The 14,990-nt window shown below is 44.2% G+C and carries 13 protein-coding genes and 1 pseudogene; 6 read left to right on the top strand and 8 right to left on the bottom strand.

Annotated elements, in window-relative coordinates:
- Positions 1–11: 11 nt before the first annotated feature.
- From A3GW_RS0103790 to A3GW_RS0103765, 5 genes are all read right to left on the bottom strand, one after another.
- Positions 12–521: an RNA polymerase sigma factor gene (locus A3GW_RS0103790; protein WP_026216581.1), complete on the bottom strand. Its 510-nt coding sequence runs from the start codon at positions 519–521 to the stop codon at positions 12–14.
- Between the two features lie 185 nt (positions 522–706).
- Positions 707–1,915: a cell division peptidoglycan polymerase FtsW gene (gene ftsW, locus A3GW_RS0103785; RefSeq protein ID WP_018367991.1), complete on the bottom strand. Its 1,209-nt coding sequence runs from the start codon at positions 1,913–1,915 to the stop codon at positions 707–709.
- Between the two features lie 448 nt (positions 1,916–2,363).
- The gene (gene hpf / locus A3GW_RS0103775) at positions 2,364–2,912 is read right to left on the bottom strand and encodes a ribosome hibernation-promoting factor, HPF/YfiA family (RefSeq protein ID WP_018367989.1); all 549 of its coding nucleotides are present in this window, start codon (positions 2,910–2,912) and stop codon (positions 2,364–2,366) included.
- An 80-nt stretch (positions 2,913–2,992) separates the two neighbouring features.
- Positions 2,993–3,655 (bottom strand): ComF family protein, encoded by a 663-nt coding sequence (locus tag A3GW_RS0103770; RefSeq protein WP_018367988.1) that lies wholly within the window; start codon positions 3,653–3,655, stop codon positions 2,993–2,995.
- Positions 3,652–4,947, bottom strand: a complete 1,296-nt coding sequence (locus A3GW_RS0103765; RefSeq protein WP_026216580.1) for an ATP-dependent helicase ComFA — start codon at positions 4,945–4,947, stop codon at positions 3,652–3,654. Before A3GW_RS0103765 ends, A3GW_RS0103770 begins: the two co-directional genes overlap by 4 nt.
- Positions 4,948–5,003: 56 nt before the next feature.
- Between A3GW_RS0103765 and A3GW_RS0103760 the strand changes: the two genes are divergently transcribed.
- Positions 5,004–5,633 carry a YigZ family protein gene (locus A3GW_RS0103760; RefSeq protein WP_018367986.1) on the top strand — a complete coding sequence of 210 codons (630 nt, stop codon included), beginning with the start codon at positions 5,004–5,006 and terminating at the stop codon, positions 5,631–5,633.
- 73 nt (positions 5,634–5,706) lie between these two features.
- Here the strand turns inward: A3GW_RS0103760 and A3GW_RS10760 are convergent.
- Positions 5,707–6,184 (bottom strand): annotated as a pseudogene (locus tag A3GW_RS10760) (IS982 family transposase); the annotation flags it as partial.
- On the opposite strand from A3GW_RS10760, the gene A3GW_RS0103750 reads away from it, so the two are divergent.
- The 3 genes from A3GW_RS0103750 to A3GW_RS0103740 all read left to right on the top strand — a co-directional run bounded on the left by A3GW_RS0103750 (position 6,181) and on the right by A3GW_RS0103740 (position 8,498).
- Positions 6,181–6,420, top strand: a complete 240-nt coding sequence (locus tag A3GW_RS0103750) for a hypothetical protein (protein WP_018367985.1) — start codon at positions 6,181–6,183, stop codon at positions 6,418–6,420. The pseudogene A3GW_RS10760 and the gene A3GW_RS0103750 sit on opposite strands and share 4 nt — an antisense overlap.
- Before the next feature lie 558 nt (positions 6,421–6,978).
- On the top strand, positions 6,979–7,908 hold the full coding sequence (gene cysK, locus A3GW_RS0103745) for a cysteine synthase A (protein WP_018367984.1): 930 nt from the start codon (positions 6,979–6,981) through the stop codon (positions 7,906–7,908).
- A gap of 71 nt (positions 7,909–7,979) precedes the next feature.
- Positions 7,980–8,498 (top strand): ECF transporter S component, encoded by a 519-nt coding sequence (locus A3GW_RS0103740; protein ID WP_018367983.1) that lies wholly within the window; start codon positions 7,980–7,982, stop codon positions 8,496–8,498.
- A gap of 57 nt (positions 8,499–8,555) precedes the next feature.
- On the opposite strand, the gene A3GW_RS0103735 is transcribed toward A3GW_RS0103740, so the two are convergent.
- Both A3GW_RS0103735 and A3GW_RS0103730 read right to left on the bottom strand, forming a co-directional pair.
- Positions 8,556–9,407, bottom strand: coding sequence for an undecaprenyl-diphosphate phosphatase (locus A3GW_RS0103735; RefSeq protein ID WP_026216579.1), 852 nt, complete (start codon positions 9,405–9,407; stop codon positions 8,556–8,558).
- A gap of 34 nt (positions 9,408–9,441) precedes the next feature.
- Positions 9,442–11,346: a DUF2207 domain-containing protein gene (locus tag A3GW_RS0103730; protein WP_169333179.1), complete on the bottom strand. Its 1,905-nt coding sequence runs from the start codon at positions 11,344–11,346 to the stop codon at positions 9,442–9,444.
- A gap of 159 nt (positions 11,347–11,505) precedes the next feature.
- Here A3GW_RS0103730 and A3GW_RS0103725 point away from each other — a divergent pair, with 159 nt between their 5' ends.
- Both A3GW_RS0103725 and A3GW_RS0103720 read left to right on the top strand, forming a co-directional pair.
- Entirely contained in the window at positions 11,506–13,254 is a 1,749-nt protein-coding gene (locus tag A3GW_RS0103725; RefSeq protein ID WP_018367980.1) for a glycerophosphodiester phosphodiesterase, read from the top strand.
- A 399-nt stretch (positions 13,255–13,653) separates the two neighbouring features.
- Positions 13,654–14,868 (top strand): pyridoxal phosphate-dependent aminotransferase, encoded by a 1,215-nt coding sequence (locus A3GW_RS0103720; protein ID WP_018367979.1) that lies wholly within the window; start codon positions 13,654–13,656, stop codon positions 14,866–14,868.
- The last annotated feature ends 122 nt before the right edge of the window (positions 14,869–14,990 follow it).

Below are 14,990 nucleotides of genomic sequence, written 5' to 3'. Positions count from 1 at the left end.
GTTTCCTTTCGTTAATGGAGTGAGTTAAGGAGGCTACCATCAAGTCCTTGAGCTTCTAGGCGAGCCCTTAGGGCCTTTCTGGCACGGTAAAGGGTGACCTTGACCTGTGCCTGACTGATACCCAGTAGATGAGCCGTTTCCTTGACGGACAAGTCCTGAAAATAATAAGCATCAAGCACCAGCACAAACTTCTCTGGTAGGCTAGATATGGCCTGATAAAGGTAATCATAATCTTCTCTATCATAGACGGTCAGCTGGTCGGGCTTAAAAAACTCGGTCTGCAAGATCTCATGATAACGCTTATCTCTACGGTATCTATCGATATAAGCGCGGATAGCTGAGCGGTACAACCAAGCCCGTAGCTTGTCATAAGGCAGAACAATGTCCGTCTCAAGGATTTTAACCAAAACGTCCTGGGCAATGTCCTGACTGTCTGCCTGACTGGCACCTGATTTTTGGAGATAAAAGCTAATTTCTTGTGCAATCACAAGAACAGCTTCTTCATAATCATCTAAGCGGATAGGCTCACCTCCTTTCTGATGGTTGAAAGTAGCTACATGATTTACCAGATTTATCGCTACTGATGCGAGCTCTAACATCAAGTAGCGCTAGGTTTTAATTTCTGGCAATCCTTCGCTAGCTCCTCTTCACTAAGATAACGAATAAGAAGTTCTGTTGGTTACAAAAAAATTCGCCGTAGCGAATTTTACTGCTGATTTAACTCTCTTAGGATACTGGCTCGTTTTTCATTGGCATCGATATTGAGCACAATACCAATGGCAACAGAAATCGTTAACAAACTATTGCCTCCTTGCGAAAGAAAAGGGAAGGTCACTCCTGTTGATGGAATTAAGCCAGAGATACCGCCGACATTGACAAAGACCTGCACCAGCAACATCGCCCCGATACCCAAAGCCAGCATACTGTTAAAGTCATCTTTTGCTTTTAGACCAACATTGAGTATTCGTAAAATTAGGAAAAACACTAAAGCTAAAATCAGACCAGCACCGATTAAGCCAAATTCCTCAATGACGATGGAAAAGACAAAGTCGGTGTGCGCTTCAGGTAAGTAGCCATTTTTTTCAATAGAATTTCCTAAGCCACGACCAAACCAGCCACCATTAGACATGGCGTAGTAGGAATGCGCCATCTGCAAGCCTGAGTCTGTCAAATCTTTGAAAGGGTTGAAAAAGGCTGCAAATCGCTTGGCCACGTGACCAAATAGCGGGATTTTTGCGACCAGCTCCACCCCTATGAGCCCGATTAAGCCTAAAAAGACCGTCGAGGCTGTTGCAATCAAGCCCAATAAACCTGTAAACCAGCGGTGAGCTATCCCACTGAGGGCATACATGATAACTGACGTCAACACAATAATGGTCGCATTTCCAAGGTCTGGTTGGACAACAACCAAGGCAATCAATATCAACAGATAGGTCCGCCAGTCAAAAAAGTGCCTCGGTAAAATCGTATCACGAGTAAGAGCCCTGTAATCATAATTAGTAATTGCTTTTTGTCGCTTGGTAAAGGTGAACGCCAGTAACCAGACCACGATAAGCTTGAGGTACTCGGCAGCCTGAATACTCTTGCCAGCAAACTGCAACCAGCCACTAGCGCCATTGGTTTCTTCTCCTGAAAACAAAGTCAGCACTAAAAGCACCAGTTCGACTAAAACAGCAAGAAAGAGAAGATGAGAATTTCTCAAAAATTTTAAGCGCAAGTGGTAAATAAACCAAATCGCAGCGAGACTAACCAGCCAAAAAATGGTCTGGTTCCGAACGAGTGCAAAGGGAGATGCCTCCCAATAGACCAAATCCGCACTGGTTGACGAGTAAACCACAATCAAACCAAGCACTGACAAAATCAGATAAGGGACAAAAATAGAATAATTTAGTAAAAGTCTTTTTTTTATCTTCATTGCTTCATATCATTTCTTAGTATTGAGCCTAGGACAAGATGTCTAGGCTCTTTATTTTCTGTCATTAAGTAAAGTAAAGTGGAAAACTCTTGACTAATTTTGCCAGTTCTAGAGTTTTCCCTATCCATTCACGAGCACTTTAGCTTCCATAAACTGGGGTTGAGTAATTGACCTGAAGGAGAGAAATCATGAGTTGCAAAACGACTTTCCCCACAACAGGCTAAAACCATCAGCTGAAAAATCCTGACAGCTGTAGCCAGCTTTGCTTGCTCAACCAGTTAGTTTTAGACTGTTTAAGCCGACAGAGTTAGAATAACACCTCATCGAAGTCAGGTGACTTAGCGGTGTTTTTCTAGTCCTACCACCATTATAACAGCTTTTGTCTAAAAATGCCAAAAACAAAAAAACTAGGCGCAATCCACGCGCCTAGAAAAATGAAAGGAGCTTATTAGTTAATCCGTAGGAGACCTACACCACCTTCCTCACGACGGTAGAGGATATTGGTTCTCTTGTCTTCTGCGTCAGTAAAGACAAAGAAGTCATGACCGAGCAAGTCCATTTGAAGGAGGGCTTCATCAATATCCATCTCATACGGTGTGAGGTTTTTGGTCCGAACCACGTTAATTGGCAACAAGTCATCATCGGCAGTCTCTTCGAATTCAGGTGCAAAGACTTGGGCTGTTGGTAATTTTTCACGGTGTTTGCGGGCAATTTTTGTCTTGTTTTTACGAATCTGACGTTCAATTTTATCCACAACAAGGTCAATAGAGCCGTACATATCCTGAGAGACATCTTCAGCACGAAGGGTCAGATTGCCGAGAGGAATGGTCACTTCCACTTTTGCTGTTTTTTCGCGGTAGACTTTGAGGTTAACACGAGCATCCAGGTCTTGATCTTCATGGAAATATTTCTCTATCTTGGCAACCTTGGTTTCAACATAATCACGCAAGGCTTCGGTGACTTCGATGTTTTCACCACGAATACTAAATTTAATCATATAGATTCCTCTTTTCTAAACGCTAGGCGTCTTTCTTTGTTTTTATTATAGCACACGTCAAAAGAAAATGCAACCGTTTTCTACCTTGCTAGTGAAAAAGTTTTCACCTCTTCCACCCCATTTTCAAGCAAAAGCCTTGTAATGACTGCGATTGTAGCCCCAGTTGTGTAAATATCATCGATCAAAATAATTTTTTTAAACAGATTGCATCCAGCCAACAACTCATATTTTGGCTGACTCTCCAAACGTTCCTTGCGGCTCTTGCTTGATTGTTTAAGACCTTCACCCTTTGCCAAGATGTTGTGATAACTTACCCCAGCCGCCTCAAGGAGACCCTCGACTTGATTGAAGCCCCGCTCTTCTCGCGTTTGGGGACTGACTGGAACAGGCACGACCTGATAATCACGGTAAGGCTTCAAGGCTTCTTTGACGTCTTTGGCAAATAGCTGAGCTAACACATAGTCACCAAAAAACTTATAGAGAGAAAAGTAACTCTTCATCGCCTCGTTGTAACGGTAAAGCGCAAAATGATTGATGTTAACCCCACGCTCTTGCCAATAAAGACAATCCGCACAGCTCCCGTTGGTCAGCTCCTTGTAACAAGTCGGACAATGGGATGCTCCGATACGGACAAACTGCTCCCTGCAAGACTGGCAAATCAGCTGCCTGTCTTGGTAGAGGCACAGGATAGCCCAGAAAGTCGTTGACTGCTCTAGGTCTTGACGGCATAGCAAGCAAGTCATGCTAGTCCCCCTTTTTTATTCATCTCTTTTATTTCTGTTATCGCGCGGTTGATGTGTGCTGTTACCCCATCGTGGAAAAAGAGTAACTCTCCAGTTGGACGCTCTTTACTGCGACCCACTCGACCTGAAATCTGAATTAAACTCGATGCCGTGTAAAGTTTATGATTACTCCAGAGGACAAACACATCAACACACGGAAAGGTGACCCCTCTTTCTAAGATCGTTGTTGTCACCAAAATACGTGAGCGCCCTTGCCTAAAATCCTCCACCTGGTCAGCTCTTTCTTGTGTCTGACTTGAAACAAATCCAATCGTCTCTTCTGGGAAATACACTGACAGAAGCCGGTGAAATTCTTGCCCTAAGGCAATATGAGGAAAGAAAATCAAGAGCGGGTAGCCTGTTGCTGCTTGTTTCGTCAAGTAAGCAACCAGTTTTTTAGGCAGGCGACCTCTTGTCATACCGTCCAACAAGCCCGCTAGCCAGACAGGTTTAGGAACAACTAGCGGATTCCCATGAAAACGCCTTGCTAAATGAACTTTTTTGAGCTGTTTAGCACGCACCTGCCTGTCTAACTGTTCAGTTGATGTTGCCGTCAGGTAAATTTTGCTGCCTGATGGTTTCAAGGCACGCTCGACCGCATGATAGAGGCTAACATTGTCCACAAAGGGAAAGGCATCAACCTCATCAATGATGATCAACTCAAAAGCTTGATAGAACTTGTACAGCTGATGGACTGTTGAAATGACTAAAGGCGCCCTAGTGTACGGATCACTATCCCCATGCAAGAGCACCGTGGAACAGGTAACATCTCTCTTCAATCGGCTATATAATTCCTTACAGACATCAATCCTCGGACTAACAACCGCCACCGCCTGCCCCTGGGCTAAGACTTGTTCCAAGACGGGATAAATCATTTCGGTCTTGCCAGCGCCTGTGACAGCATGGACGAGGATATTTTCTTTGGCTGCTTGAGCCTTTATCAACTGGTTAGACACTTCCTCCTGATAAGGAGTCAACGTCCCTGTCCAGTTTAGAACAGACCCTGTTGAAAAGTCTTGTTGTTTAAAGGTATAGAGGGGCTGATCACTGGTCACCCGACCCATGGTAATACAGTCCCTGCAGTAACGAGCTCCTGATGGGAGTTGATAGGCCATACTGCCTAGACACCGAGCACATGATAATTGTTTCTTGTGCTCTTGTGTTGATGGCAAGCATGTCGCCAATTCACGTTCTTGTGGGCTGAGTTGTTGCATGGTGAAGCACCGCCCTAGATAATCTTCTGGTATCGTCATATCTAGCTATTCGTAAAACCTTTGCCAAAACCATTAAAAATCGGTAAAATAAACCTATGAACTATAAGACCATCAAAACCGACGGTATCGTCGAGCAAGACATCAAAAAGTCTCGCTTCATCTGCCACCTCAAGCGAGTAGAAACAGAGGACGAGGCGAGAGACTACATTGCTAGTATCAAAAAACAGCACTACAAGGCCAACCATTCCTGCTCTGCCATGATTATTGGGAAAAAGAGTGAGATTAAACGTTCGAGTGATGACGGCGAACCCTCCGGAACGGCTGGTGTTCCCATGTTGACGGTGCTTGAGAAGCAGGAGCTGACCAACGTGGTGGCGGTCGTGACCCGCTATTTTGGTGGGATTAAGCTCGGCGCTGGCGGACTTATTCGAGCTTACGCGGGAAGTGTGGCTGGCGCCATAGCAGAGCTGGGTCGCGTTGAGGTCAAACGCTTGGAGGGACTAGCGATTACTCTGACTTATCCCCAGTACCAGACTTACGCCAATTTCTTAGCCAGTGAGGGTTTAGAGGAGATGGAGACTGTTTTTCAAGCCGATATCACGACCAAGATTTATCTGGATAAAGAAGCCATTCCTGCTTTTGTTGATCGTCTGACAGACTATTATCAGGGCAAGGTGGTCGCGACGCCTTCTGGCAGTCAGATCATTGAAGTGAATTTGCATTAAGTTTAATATAGAAAATTCCACCTAAAAATTAGATGGAATTAACTTAATTTTTTTCTATGATACACTCGTGGTGCTAGTTAATTTCAAAATATCTCAAATGATAAGCCAATATGATTTGTTCGATTCTCAATTGTAGTCCCTAATACTCTAGTCAACGTGTGCTCAATATCAAATAGCGCACAAAGCTCAGAAAAGCGAGTTTCGATCGTTCTTCTCATGACAAGTAACTGCCAGTGATTATGTTGTTCTGCACCGTCCATGTTTTGACGTAAGGGGGGCCATAAACGATACCCTTCTTTCGCCAAATCTGCTTTAAGCTCATGGCTTAAGTAGCCTAAATCGGCAAGAACTACAGATTGCCTACAGTCTTCTAGGAGTTCATCAACGACTTTAATGTCGTGAACAGAGGCTGGTGTCACAACATAGTTGAGAATAAGCCCCGACAAAGTGACCAACATATGGACTTTAAAATCATAAAACCAAAGGTTTTTAGCGGCATCATTTAAAATCTTGGCTCTATGATTGCAAATAGGCTGGCAAAGTGGCAATGGATTATAGCCAACAAATTTTCTTCCAATGGAAATATTCCGAACAAACCTCTCTCGTGGCTGAATTGGATTATAATATCTCAGTTCTTGTTGATATTGCAGTTGTTCAAAAGCTAGCTTATCTTGAGCAGAAGCAAAAAAGTAAGTATCACCATTTCGGTCAGTTACTGAGAACGGACTGGTTAGCTAAATCACGGCAGGCGTTGCTTGCTCCTCTAGATTGCTGGCAAAAACAGTAGTTTTTCCCAGTGTAAATGAAGCCAGGACAATGGACTGCTATACGGAAAAATTTTTGAATAGCTGTCATCGTTTGTTCCTCCTTAGATACACTTGGTAAATAATTAAGAAAAAGATTAAGCTGACAAGTAAAGTATAGGCCGTACAAACAGCATAGGTTGCCCAAGGTTCATAAAGAATAAAACGACCGTCGATAAATAAGAAAGCAGCAAGTACTGACAGCAGTAATGTCAATAAGCTAATGAAACTCTCTGTTCTCATAGATAAACACCTCCAAATCGAAATCTATTTACTCATTTTTATTGTAACCGCTTTCTTTTATTGTGTCAACTATTTTGTCTATTAAATGTTATTATCCACGTCTACATCTAATAATGTAAATCAATTATTCGATCAGTTAATAATATTAGATAAACTTCGCCAATTATCACAATTTTTGAACCTAGCCCATTGTTAAGGACAAGGACGATAATGAAAGTCTATCACCCTGATAAAAAACTGGTATTTTACTTCTGCTCTGCTATTTCTTATAATAAAGAAAAAAGTAATAGAGGTGTCTTATGGCAAAGATTTTCAACAACATCCGTGAGCTAGTTGGGCAAACCCCAATCGTGAAACTCAATCGTTTAGTCCCTGAAGGTGCAGCTGATGTCTATGTCAAGCTGGAATATTTTAACCCTGGGTCATCTGTCAAAGACCGTATCGCCCTCAACATGATTGAGACTGCGGAGCGTGATGGATTGATTAAACCAGGTGACACCATCATTGAACCGACATCTGGAAACACAGGCATCGGTTTGGCTTGGGTTGGTGCTTCTAAGGGGTATAAGGTCGTGATTGTCATGCCTGAGACCATGAGCTTGGAGCGTCGGAAACTGATTCAGGCTTATGGGGCAGAGCTGGTCTTAACCCCAGGGGCAGAAGGCATGAGAGGAGCCATCGCTAAAGCTGAAGAACTGGCTAAAGAACGTCAAGGCTTTATCCCCATGCAGTTCCAAAATTCTGCTAATCCAGCTGTTCACGAAGCAACAACTGGTCCTGAAATCTTAGAAGCCTTTGGTGAAACCGGTCTTGACGCCTTTGTCTCTGGTGTCGGAACAGGAGGAACAGTGACCGGCGTTTCTAGGGTGCTCAAGGCTGCTAATCCTGACATCAAGATTTATGCCGTAGAGGCTGATGAATCAGCTATCTTATCAGGAGAAAAACCTGGTCCGCACAAAATTCAGGGCATCTCAGCTGGCTTTATTCCTGAGACGCTTGACACGACCAGCTACGATGGTATTGTCCGTGTGACTTCCGATGATGCCATTGCGACAACGCGTGCTGTAGGTGGGGCAGAAGGCTTCCTGGTCGGTATCTCATCAGGCGCAGCCATTCACGCTACCATCGAGGTCGCTAAAGAGCTGGGGATTGGCAAAAAAGTTCTCGCCATCCTAGCAGATAACGGAGAACGCTACCTGTCCTTACCGGCATTTGATTTTGAAAATTAAATCGTGTATCATTTGGAGAAAGTCTGAATAAAGGCTTTCTCTCATTTTATATCTTTAGAAAGGACTGTCTCATGACGGCAAAACGCCTGACCTTAGCATCGCTCTTTATGGGGCTAACCATCTTGCTCAGTGCTAGTTTCCTATCAATTCCTGTGCCTGGAGGACACTTTTATTTTAACGGCATCATTATTTTCTTAACAGCTTTACTTTTTAAGCCAAAAGAAGCAGTAATCATTGCTGGTTTTGGGTCTTTTTTGGGTGATTTCTTTTTCTATCCAGAACCCATGTTTGTGACCCTGATCACCCACAGCTTGCAGGTATTGTCGATTGCCTTATTCGTTAAGGGAAGAGGACTTCCAGCCCCCAAACAACTGGTTATGCCAGCCCTCTTGGTCGGGGCGATTATCGATAATATCGGCTATTTCCTCGGACGAGCCTTTGTCTACCGTACCATGGCATACGCCATCATCAAAATCCCTTTTGACCTGGTAGCAACAATCATGGCCATCAGTATTGTTTACTACATCTATTATCACACTAGCTTTTTAAGGCTATTCAAACAGTTTCTTGGTATCAGAGCCAAGAGCTAATCAAAAAGAGGCAACGACATCATCTATCGTCTTGCCTCTTTTTGATGAACCATTAAACTAAGCGATGAAAAAGCTACTAACCCAATACATTAAAAGTAAGATGCCAAGAGCAATACGGTAGTAGCCGAATACCTTGAAATCATGTGTTCGGACGTAGGCGGTCAAGAATCGAATAGCGACCAGACTAACCCCGAAAGCTGTCAGCATGGCTGTTAATAAAATCCCTAGTTGTGAGAAAGTCAAGCCATTGCCTTCAAGGAAGAATTTTAGAATTTTTAAACCACTGTAACCAAACATGACAGGAATGCCAAGAAAGAAGGTAAACTCTGTGGCAACTGAGCGACTCGTCCCCACGAGCATCCCACCGATAATGGTGGCACCAGAGCGACTTGTTCCCGGAATCAAACTCAATACCTGAAAGCAGCCAATAAGAAAGGCTGTTTTATAAGACATCTTTGCCAAACTCGTTACTTGTGGCTGGGTGTTTAATGTTGCCTGACGATTTTCCAACCAAATGAAGATGACACCATAAAGGATCAACATTAGTGCCACAGGTACAAAGTGGTAGAGGTGTTTTTCCAAAAAATCATCAAACGGTAAACCTAAGACCAAGGCAGGCAAGATAGCAATGACGACCTTGAGCCATAGTTGCCAAGTTAGACGAACGTCCTGAGCTGACTTCCCTTTTTGAAAGGGGTTGAGCCGTTCAAAATAGATAACCATAACCGCTAAGATGGCCCCTAGCTGAATCACGATATTAAACATGTTCATAAAGGCTTCGTTTTGTCCTTTGAATTGGACAAATTCCTGCACTAAAATCAGGTGACCTGTCGACGATACAGGCAGCCATTCGGTTACTCCTTCAACAAAACCAAATAAAATGGCTTTCAATAATTCAATAAACACAATCTGCTCCTTTTTATTTTTTCTTGGTTAGCTTGGCTTAGAAAGAGCCTCCGCCACCACCGCCACCGCCGCCTGAAAATCCACCGCTAATGCCAGAACTGCCTGAAGAGACACTGAAATGACTAGCAGTGGTCGCCAATTGGCTAGAAGTAACCATGTTTTGGTGGAGGCCATGATGGAGAAAGCCATAATGACCATGCGTCAAGGTCAAGCCAGTATCCTCCGGTAACTCAATTTGATGCAATCGTAAGTATTGTTCAACGCGCTTGGCTTCACCAAATAAAGTGGCATAGACCAGCAGGCGATTCCAAACCACAAGACCTTCTAATTCAACGCGGTCAAAGGATTTGATATCCTTGAGCATTTGCCAGAAACCAAGCCAAGGCTCTACCTTGGTCTTTCCATCGGTTGTCAATACCCCTTTTTGTGCAAATGGCTGATGCATCTTCGTTCCCCAAATCAAGAGACCAATCGCCAGCCCAGCAATCAGCAAATAGCTAAGAACTGCAGGTCTGAACGCGTGCACAAGAAGGGCAAGAATGCTATAAATGGACAACAACAAGCTAACTGTTACTAGGCCCATTCCAGCACGATAAGTCCCTTTCTCTCTAGCACTCAAAGGACGATAGTTGTTCCCCGTGCCCAGCTCTTTCTCTAGTGCTGAAACACGTGAACTGATCAGTTTCAGTCCACTGCGATAGCGACTCAAATGGCTCTGTGCCAATCCCTGTATTCGTTTCTCCAGTTGAGTGCCACGATAGTGTTCTTTTAGGGCTTCTTCTTCCTCCTCATCGTAGGCATAAGCACTAAATAATGCTGTCACAGGGCAGGAGGTTTTCGTCCCAAAAGCCATATCAAGTAAGGCGAGTTCAAAATCTGCTAGACCCTCTAGGTGTACAATCGACAAACTAGCTTGCTCACCTGTTCCGTCAACACGAAGGTATCGGCGGTCAATCAAGTCCAGCAAACTGGCCTGAAGCATGTTTTCAAACCCTAATTCCCCTTTGTAACCTGAAGTAGTAGGGGCAGTATCCCTAAGTGACTGGTTAAAGATAGACTGCACTACCAAGAGAGGCGGGAGGTCATCTGGCAGCTCGTAAACCCGATGCGGCAGGCGACCTTGCTGCCGAACCAGTCGGCGAAAGAAGACCAAGGTCACTAGCCCAAGAATCAATCCACCTCCCGCCAAAGCAACAAATAAAATCTCTAAGCGAAATGATAGGGATTTTTGCTTCCTTACAATCTGAGTTTCAACCTCCTGATAAAGTGGCAGTCCTGCTTGCGTTAGCTGAGCGGGTGCGTCGATAATTCCTTTGTCCCAGTAGGCATGTAGATGAAGCTCACCAGAAACATCTGTCGCTGTTATGTCATAAGCCTGATCAACTTGACGAATCTCGGCTCTCGGTCGAAAATAGCCTCGGTGGACAGCTAATTGACTCATCTGGCTACTTTTGGCAGTTTTGATGGTAAAACGAACCTGCTCCAGCGGCACATCCCAATCGCTAATTGGTACCCAGTTTAGACGCGCAATGTCAGGGTATAGGGTGAGAAAATTTTCTAGTCGCCAGTGAACAACCAACCGCACCTTATCACCACTCTCTCCGGCGTTATAAATTTTGAGTTTGCGACCGTCCGACCAGTTTTCTTCTTCGATGGTCACGGGAACTAGGGTGTCATTTTTATAGGCCAGCACCTCTGGTGTTCCGACAATAGTTGCACCTTCAGGGAGTGCACCAGCTGTTCCAAGAGTAATGTATTGACCTCTGAAGGACGACTGGTAGTCAAAGGTGATGGTTTGGACCAAGTCAGCTGTATTATCTGCAAAAAAGGTGACATCAGCCTCATAGGAGGGGATACGGTAGTCCACATCATCTGCCTCTACCCTAAACAGTATCAGCCAACCGAACAAGAGCATCAGACCTAACCATAACTGTTTCTTCATCATCATTCTCTCAATCCCTTATGTTCTGTATTAAATCAGTGTTACGTTTATTATAACATATCTTCAGCTAATTTTTGCCAAAAAATCTATTGCTAAGCGAATTTTCACTTGAAATTTTGTGTTATAATAAAAGGACGATAACACACGGAGGTTATATAGATGACAGACATTAAAAAAGTATTCAAAGATTTGTATCGCTACCAATGGGTCTATCTGTTGCGAGGACTTATCCTACAGATTTTAGTCGGTACAGTTGGAGGCTACCTCCTGTCGGAAGTCTTTTATCTCGTTCTGCTTTTGGCAAGGGAAGACCAACTCACCCAGACGAATCTTCTCAGTTTGCTGAAAAGTCCTTGGGCTGTGCTTGGCTGTATCGGATACCTCTTGCTCTTATCTGCTCTTATTTATATTGAATATTCTCTTCTTGTGGACATCATCCGGCGGAAAGATCGTGCTATCAGCTGGTCTTTCAGGCGATTTATGAGACGTTGCCGCGATTTTTTGAAAACCATCTCTGGTTTCCAAATACTCTTTTTTCTAGGTTATATCATCTTAACTATGCCACTTGTCCAGTGGTTGCTTTCATCGACCTTACTAGATGGTGTCCGTATTCCTTACTTTATCACTGACGAGTTGCTCAAACAGCCCAAAACTGCCATTCCTCTCATCATTGGCGGAATCGGTCTTTATTACATCAATTTGAGACTAATTTACACCTTGCCGCTGACTATCGTCCGTTTCCAGACACGTTTCTGGGATAATCTGACGGCCAGTTGGCAGTTAACTAAGGGCAAAAGCTGGCAATTGCTTATCACACTCAGCCTCCTAGCCCTTCCATTAGCTTTTCTAGCTGCTCTTATTTTAGCCTTGTTCTTTTTCTTTATCGAACTCACAGGAACAGGACTGCTATCTAAAAGCCTGCAATGGCTACTTGTCACCTTTATCTGGGGAGCTAGCTTGGCTTTGACCATGATGTCAAAACTCACCATTTTATCTTATTTACTCACCCAACTTGAAAAGCATCATCTGCATACATCTTACGAAGACCTGCCAAAAATCCCACGTCGCAGACGCTGGGTAGCTCTAACGCTAATTTTTCTCATCGGACTCAGTCAATTTGTTGTTAACTACGACCGCCTGTCCTATAATCCCTACAATAAAGCGATAGAAACTATTGCTCACCGGGGCGATGTCAACAAAGGCGTTGAAAATTCTATTGAAGCCCTGGTCGGTGCGGCTGAAGCGCAAGTGGACTATGTGGAAATGGATATCATCCTAAGCAAGGATAAACAATTTATCGTCAGTCACGACAATGATTTACGCCGTCTAACCGGTCAGTCAATCAGTATTAGCGATAGCACAGCTAAAGAGTTGGTTGGTTTGCCAATTTCACAAGACGACTTTAAGAGCCAGTTAGTTGATTTTGACACCTATGTTGCTAAAGCCAAGGAGCTAAACACCAAACTGATGGTCGAGCTCAAGCCACACGGCAAGGAGCAAGCAGACTATGCCCAGCTCGTCGTTGAAACGTTTAAACGCCTCGGCATCACCAAAGACTATAAACTCATGTCTTTGGATTGGGACTTGATTCGCTCCATTGAAATCCTGGCACCTGAGATTGAAACAGGCTATATCATTCCCTTGCAATTTGGTTACTTAGCTGGAGAGGGAGTTGATTTCCTCTTAATTGAAGATTTTTCCTACCGAGATAGACTGGTTTGGGAAGCCCGGTGGCGGCAGCAAGAGCTCTACGTCTGGACCATCAATCGCGAAGCCCAGATGCAGCATTACCTCCAGACACCGATTGCAGGGATGATTACAGACCATCCTGAACTAGTCAATGAGACCAAGAAAGACTTGGAAAAAAACAACCAATTTGTTGATCGCTTATTGCGATTGTTAAACTAAAGGCTTAACACGAGGAGAAGACTCAGTCAAGAACCTGCAGGTGCTTGATTGGTCTTCTTTTCAGTTTTTTTATGCAATTTTGGCTAATCATTCAAAAACTACTCCGATTGTTGAATAAGCGAGAGTGATGAGGGCAAGCAACTGTGGACACGATCATCTCATGGTAACTAAAAAACTGTTACCTTTTTTCTTTCTGAGCCGTTTTCTTTTCAATAGCAACAGTACCACGTTCTCAAAACAGCATCACCATTTTTCGCCATTATCTCAATTTTTTTGCTCCTAGTTATCTAATTTTATTTATCATATGACGCCAAAAAAAGAAGTATTACAAAAAAACAACTCATCTTCCCTTTTACTTTTTACAAAAATAGGAGTATAATTTTTAAGCGAGGTAAGTTTATGAAACAATACAACAAATCATCTAAATTAGAACATGTCGCTTACGACATTCGTGGTCCTGTCCTTGATGAGGCCAACCGTATGCGGGCTAATGGTGAGCGAATTTTGCGGTTGAATACTGGTAATCCAGCCGAATTCGGCTTCACCGCTCCTGATGAGGTCATTCGTGACCTGATTCGCAATGCGCGTCAGTCAGAAGGCTATGCCAATTCCAAGGGGATTTTCTCTGCCCGCAAGGCCATCATGCAGTATTGCCAGCTCAAACATTTCCCAAATATTGATGTGGATGATATCTATATCGGAAATGGGGTCTCTGAACTCATCACCATGTCCATGCACGCGCTCTTGGACAATGGCGACGAGGTATTGGTGCCGATGCCAGATTACCCTCTGTGGACAGCTGCTGTCAGCCTAGCTGGTGGTCATGCCGTCCACTATATCTGTGACGAGCAAGCCGAGTGGAACCCTGACATTGACGACATCAAGAGCAAGATTTCTGACCGCACCAAGGCCATCGTCATCATCAATCCCAATAACCCGACAGGAGCGCTGTATCCTAAAGAACTGCTTGAGGAGATTGTGGAGATTGCCCGTCAGCACGAGCTGATTATCTTCTCAGACGAGATTTACGATCGTATGGTCTTTGACGGTCTGGAGCACACACCGATTGCCAGCTTGGCGCCAGATGTCTTTGTCGTGACCATGAATGGTCTCTCCAAATCCCACCGTATCTGCGGCTTCCGTGTGGGTTGGATGGTTCTATCTGGTCGCAAGGACCACGTCAAGGGCTACATCGAAGGGCTTAATATGATGTCCAACATGCGGCTCTGTTCAAATGTCCTTGCCCAGCAAGTGGTGCAGACATCGCTAGGTGGCTACCAGTCAGTGGATGAGTTGTTAAAGCCTGGAGGCCGCCTTTACGAGCAGCGTGAATTTATCACTAGGGCGGTCAACGACATTCCCGGACTGTCTACCGTTAAGCCAAAGGCTGGACTCTATGTCTTTCCAAAGATTGACCGAGACATGTACCGGATTGAGGACGATGAACAATTTGTCCTAGAGTTTTTGAAGCAAGAAAAAGTCATGCTGGTACACGGTCGGGGCTTCAACTGGAAAGACCCAGACCACTTCCGCATCGTTTACTTGCCTACCGTCGAAGAACTCGGTGATTTGCAAGAAAAGCTCGCTCGCCATCTGAATCGCTACAGACGTTAATAAGGCTGGGACGAAAGTCCTAGTCTTTTCAATTTGCTAATATCATTTCACCAAAACACAATCCTTGGTGTATTATCCGTTCTAGGGTCTCCTTTAAACCGTCTCCTGGTTTTTTTCTTGCG

It is taken from the genome of Streptococcus entericus DSM 14446, assembly GCF_000380025.1.
GTDB lineage: Bacteria > Bacillota > Bacilli > Lactobacillales > Streptococcaceae > Streptococcus > Streptococcus entericus.
This window is presented reverse-complemented; position numbering and strand designations above follow the sequence as displayed.

What these genes read in the sequence shown, in the direction of transcription:
- ftsW (WP_018367991.1), bottom strand. Translation starts at nt 1,915, where the DNA reads ATGAAGATAAAAAAAAGACTTTTACTAAATTATTCTATTTTTGTCCCT.
- hpf (WP_018367989.1), bottom strand. Translation starts at nt 2,912, where the DNA reads ATGATTAAATTTAGTATTCGTGGTGAAAACATCGAAGTCACCGAAGCC.
- A3GW_RS0103770 (WP_018367988.1), bottom strand. Translation starts at nt 3,655, where the DNA reads ATGACTTGCTTGCTATGCCGTCAAGACCTAGAGCAGTCAACGACTTTC.
- A3GW_RS0103765 (WP_026216580.1), bottom strand. Translation starts at nt 4,947, where the DNA reads ATGACGATACCAGAAGATTATCTAGGGCGGTGCTTCACCATGCAACAA.
- A3GW_RS0103760 (WP_018367986.1), top strand. Translation starts at nt 5,004, where the DNA reads ATGAACTATAAGACCATCAAAACCGACGGTATCGTCGAGCAAGACATC.
- A3GW_RS0103750 (WP_018367985.1), top strand. Translation starts at nt 6,181, where the DNA reads ATGGATTATAGCCAACAAATTTTCTTCCAATGGAAATATTCCGAACAA.
- cysK (WP_018367984.1), top strand. Translation starts at nt 6,979, where the DNA reads ATGGCAAAGATTTTCAACAACATCCGTGAGCTAGTTGGGCAAACCCCA.
- A3GW_RS0103740 (WP_018367983.1), top strand. Translation starts at nt 7,980, where the DNA reads ATGACGGCAAAACGCCTGACCTTAGCATCGCTCTTTATGGGGCTAACC.
- A3GW_RS0103730 (WP_169333179.1), bottom strand. Translation starts at nt 11,346, where the DNA reads ATGAAGAAACAGTTATGGTTAGGTCTGATGCTCTTGTTCGGTTGGCTG.
- A3GW_RS0103725 (WP_018367980.1), top strand. Translation starts at nt 11,506, where the DNA reads ATGACAGACATTAAAAAAGTATTCAAAGATTTGTATCGCTACCAATGG.
- A3GW_RS0103720 (WP_018367979.1), top strand. Translation starts at nt 13,654, where the DNA reads ATGAAACAATACAACAAATCATCTAAATTAGAACATGTCGCTTACGAC.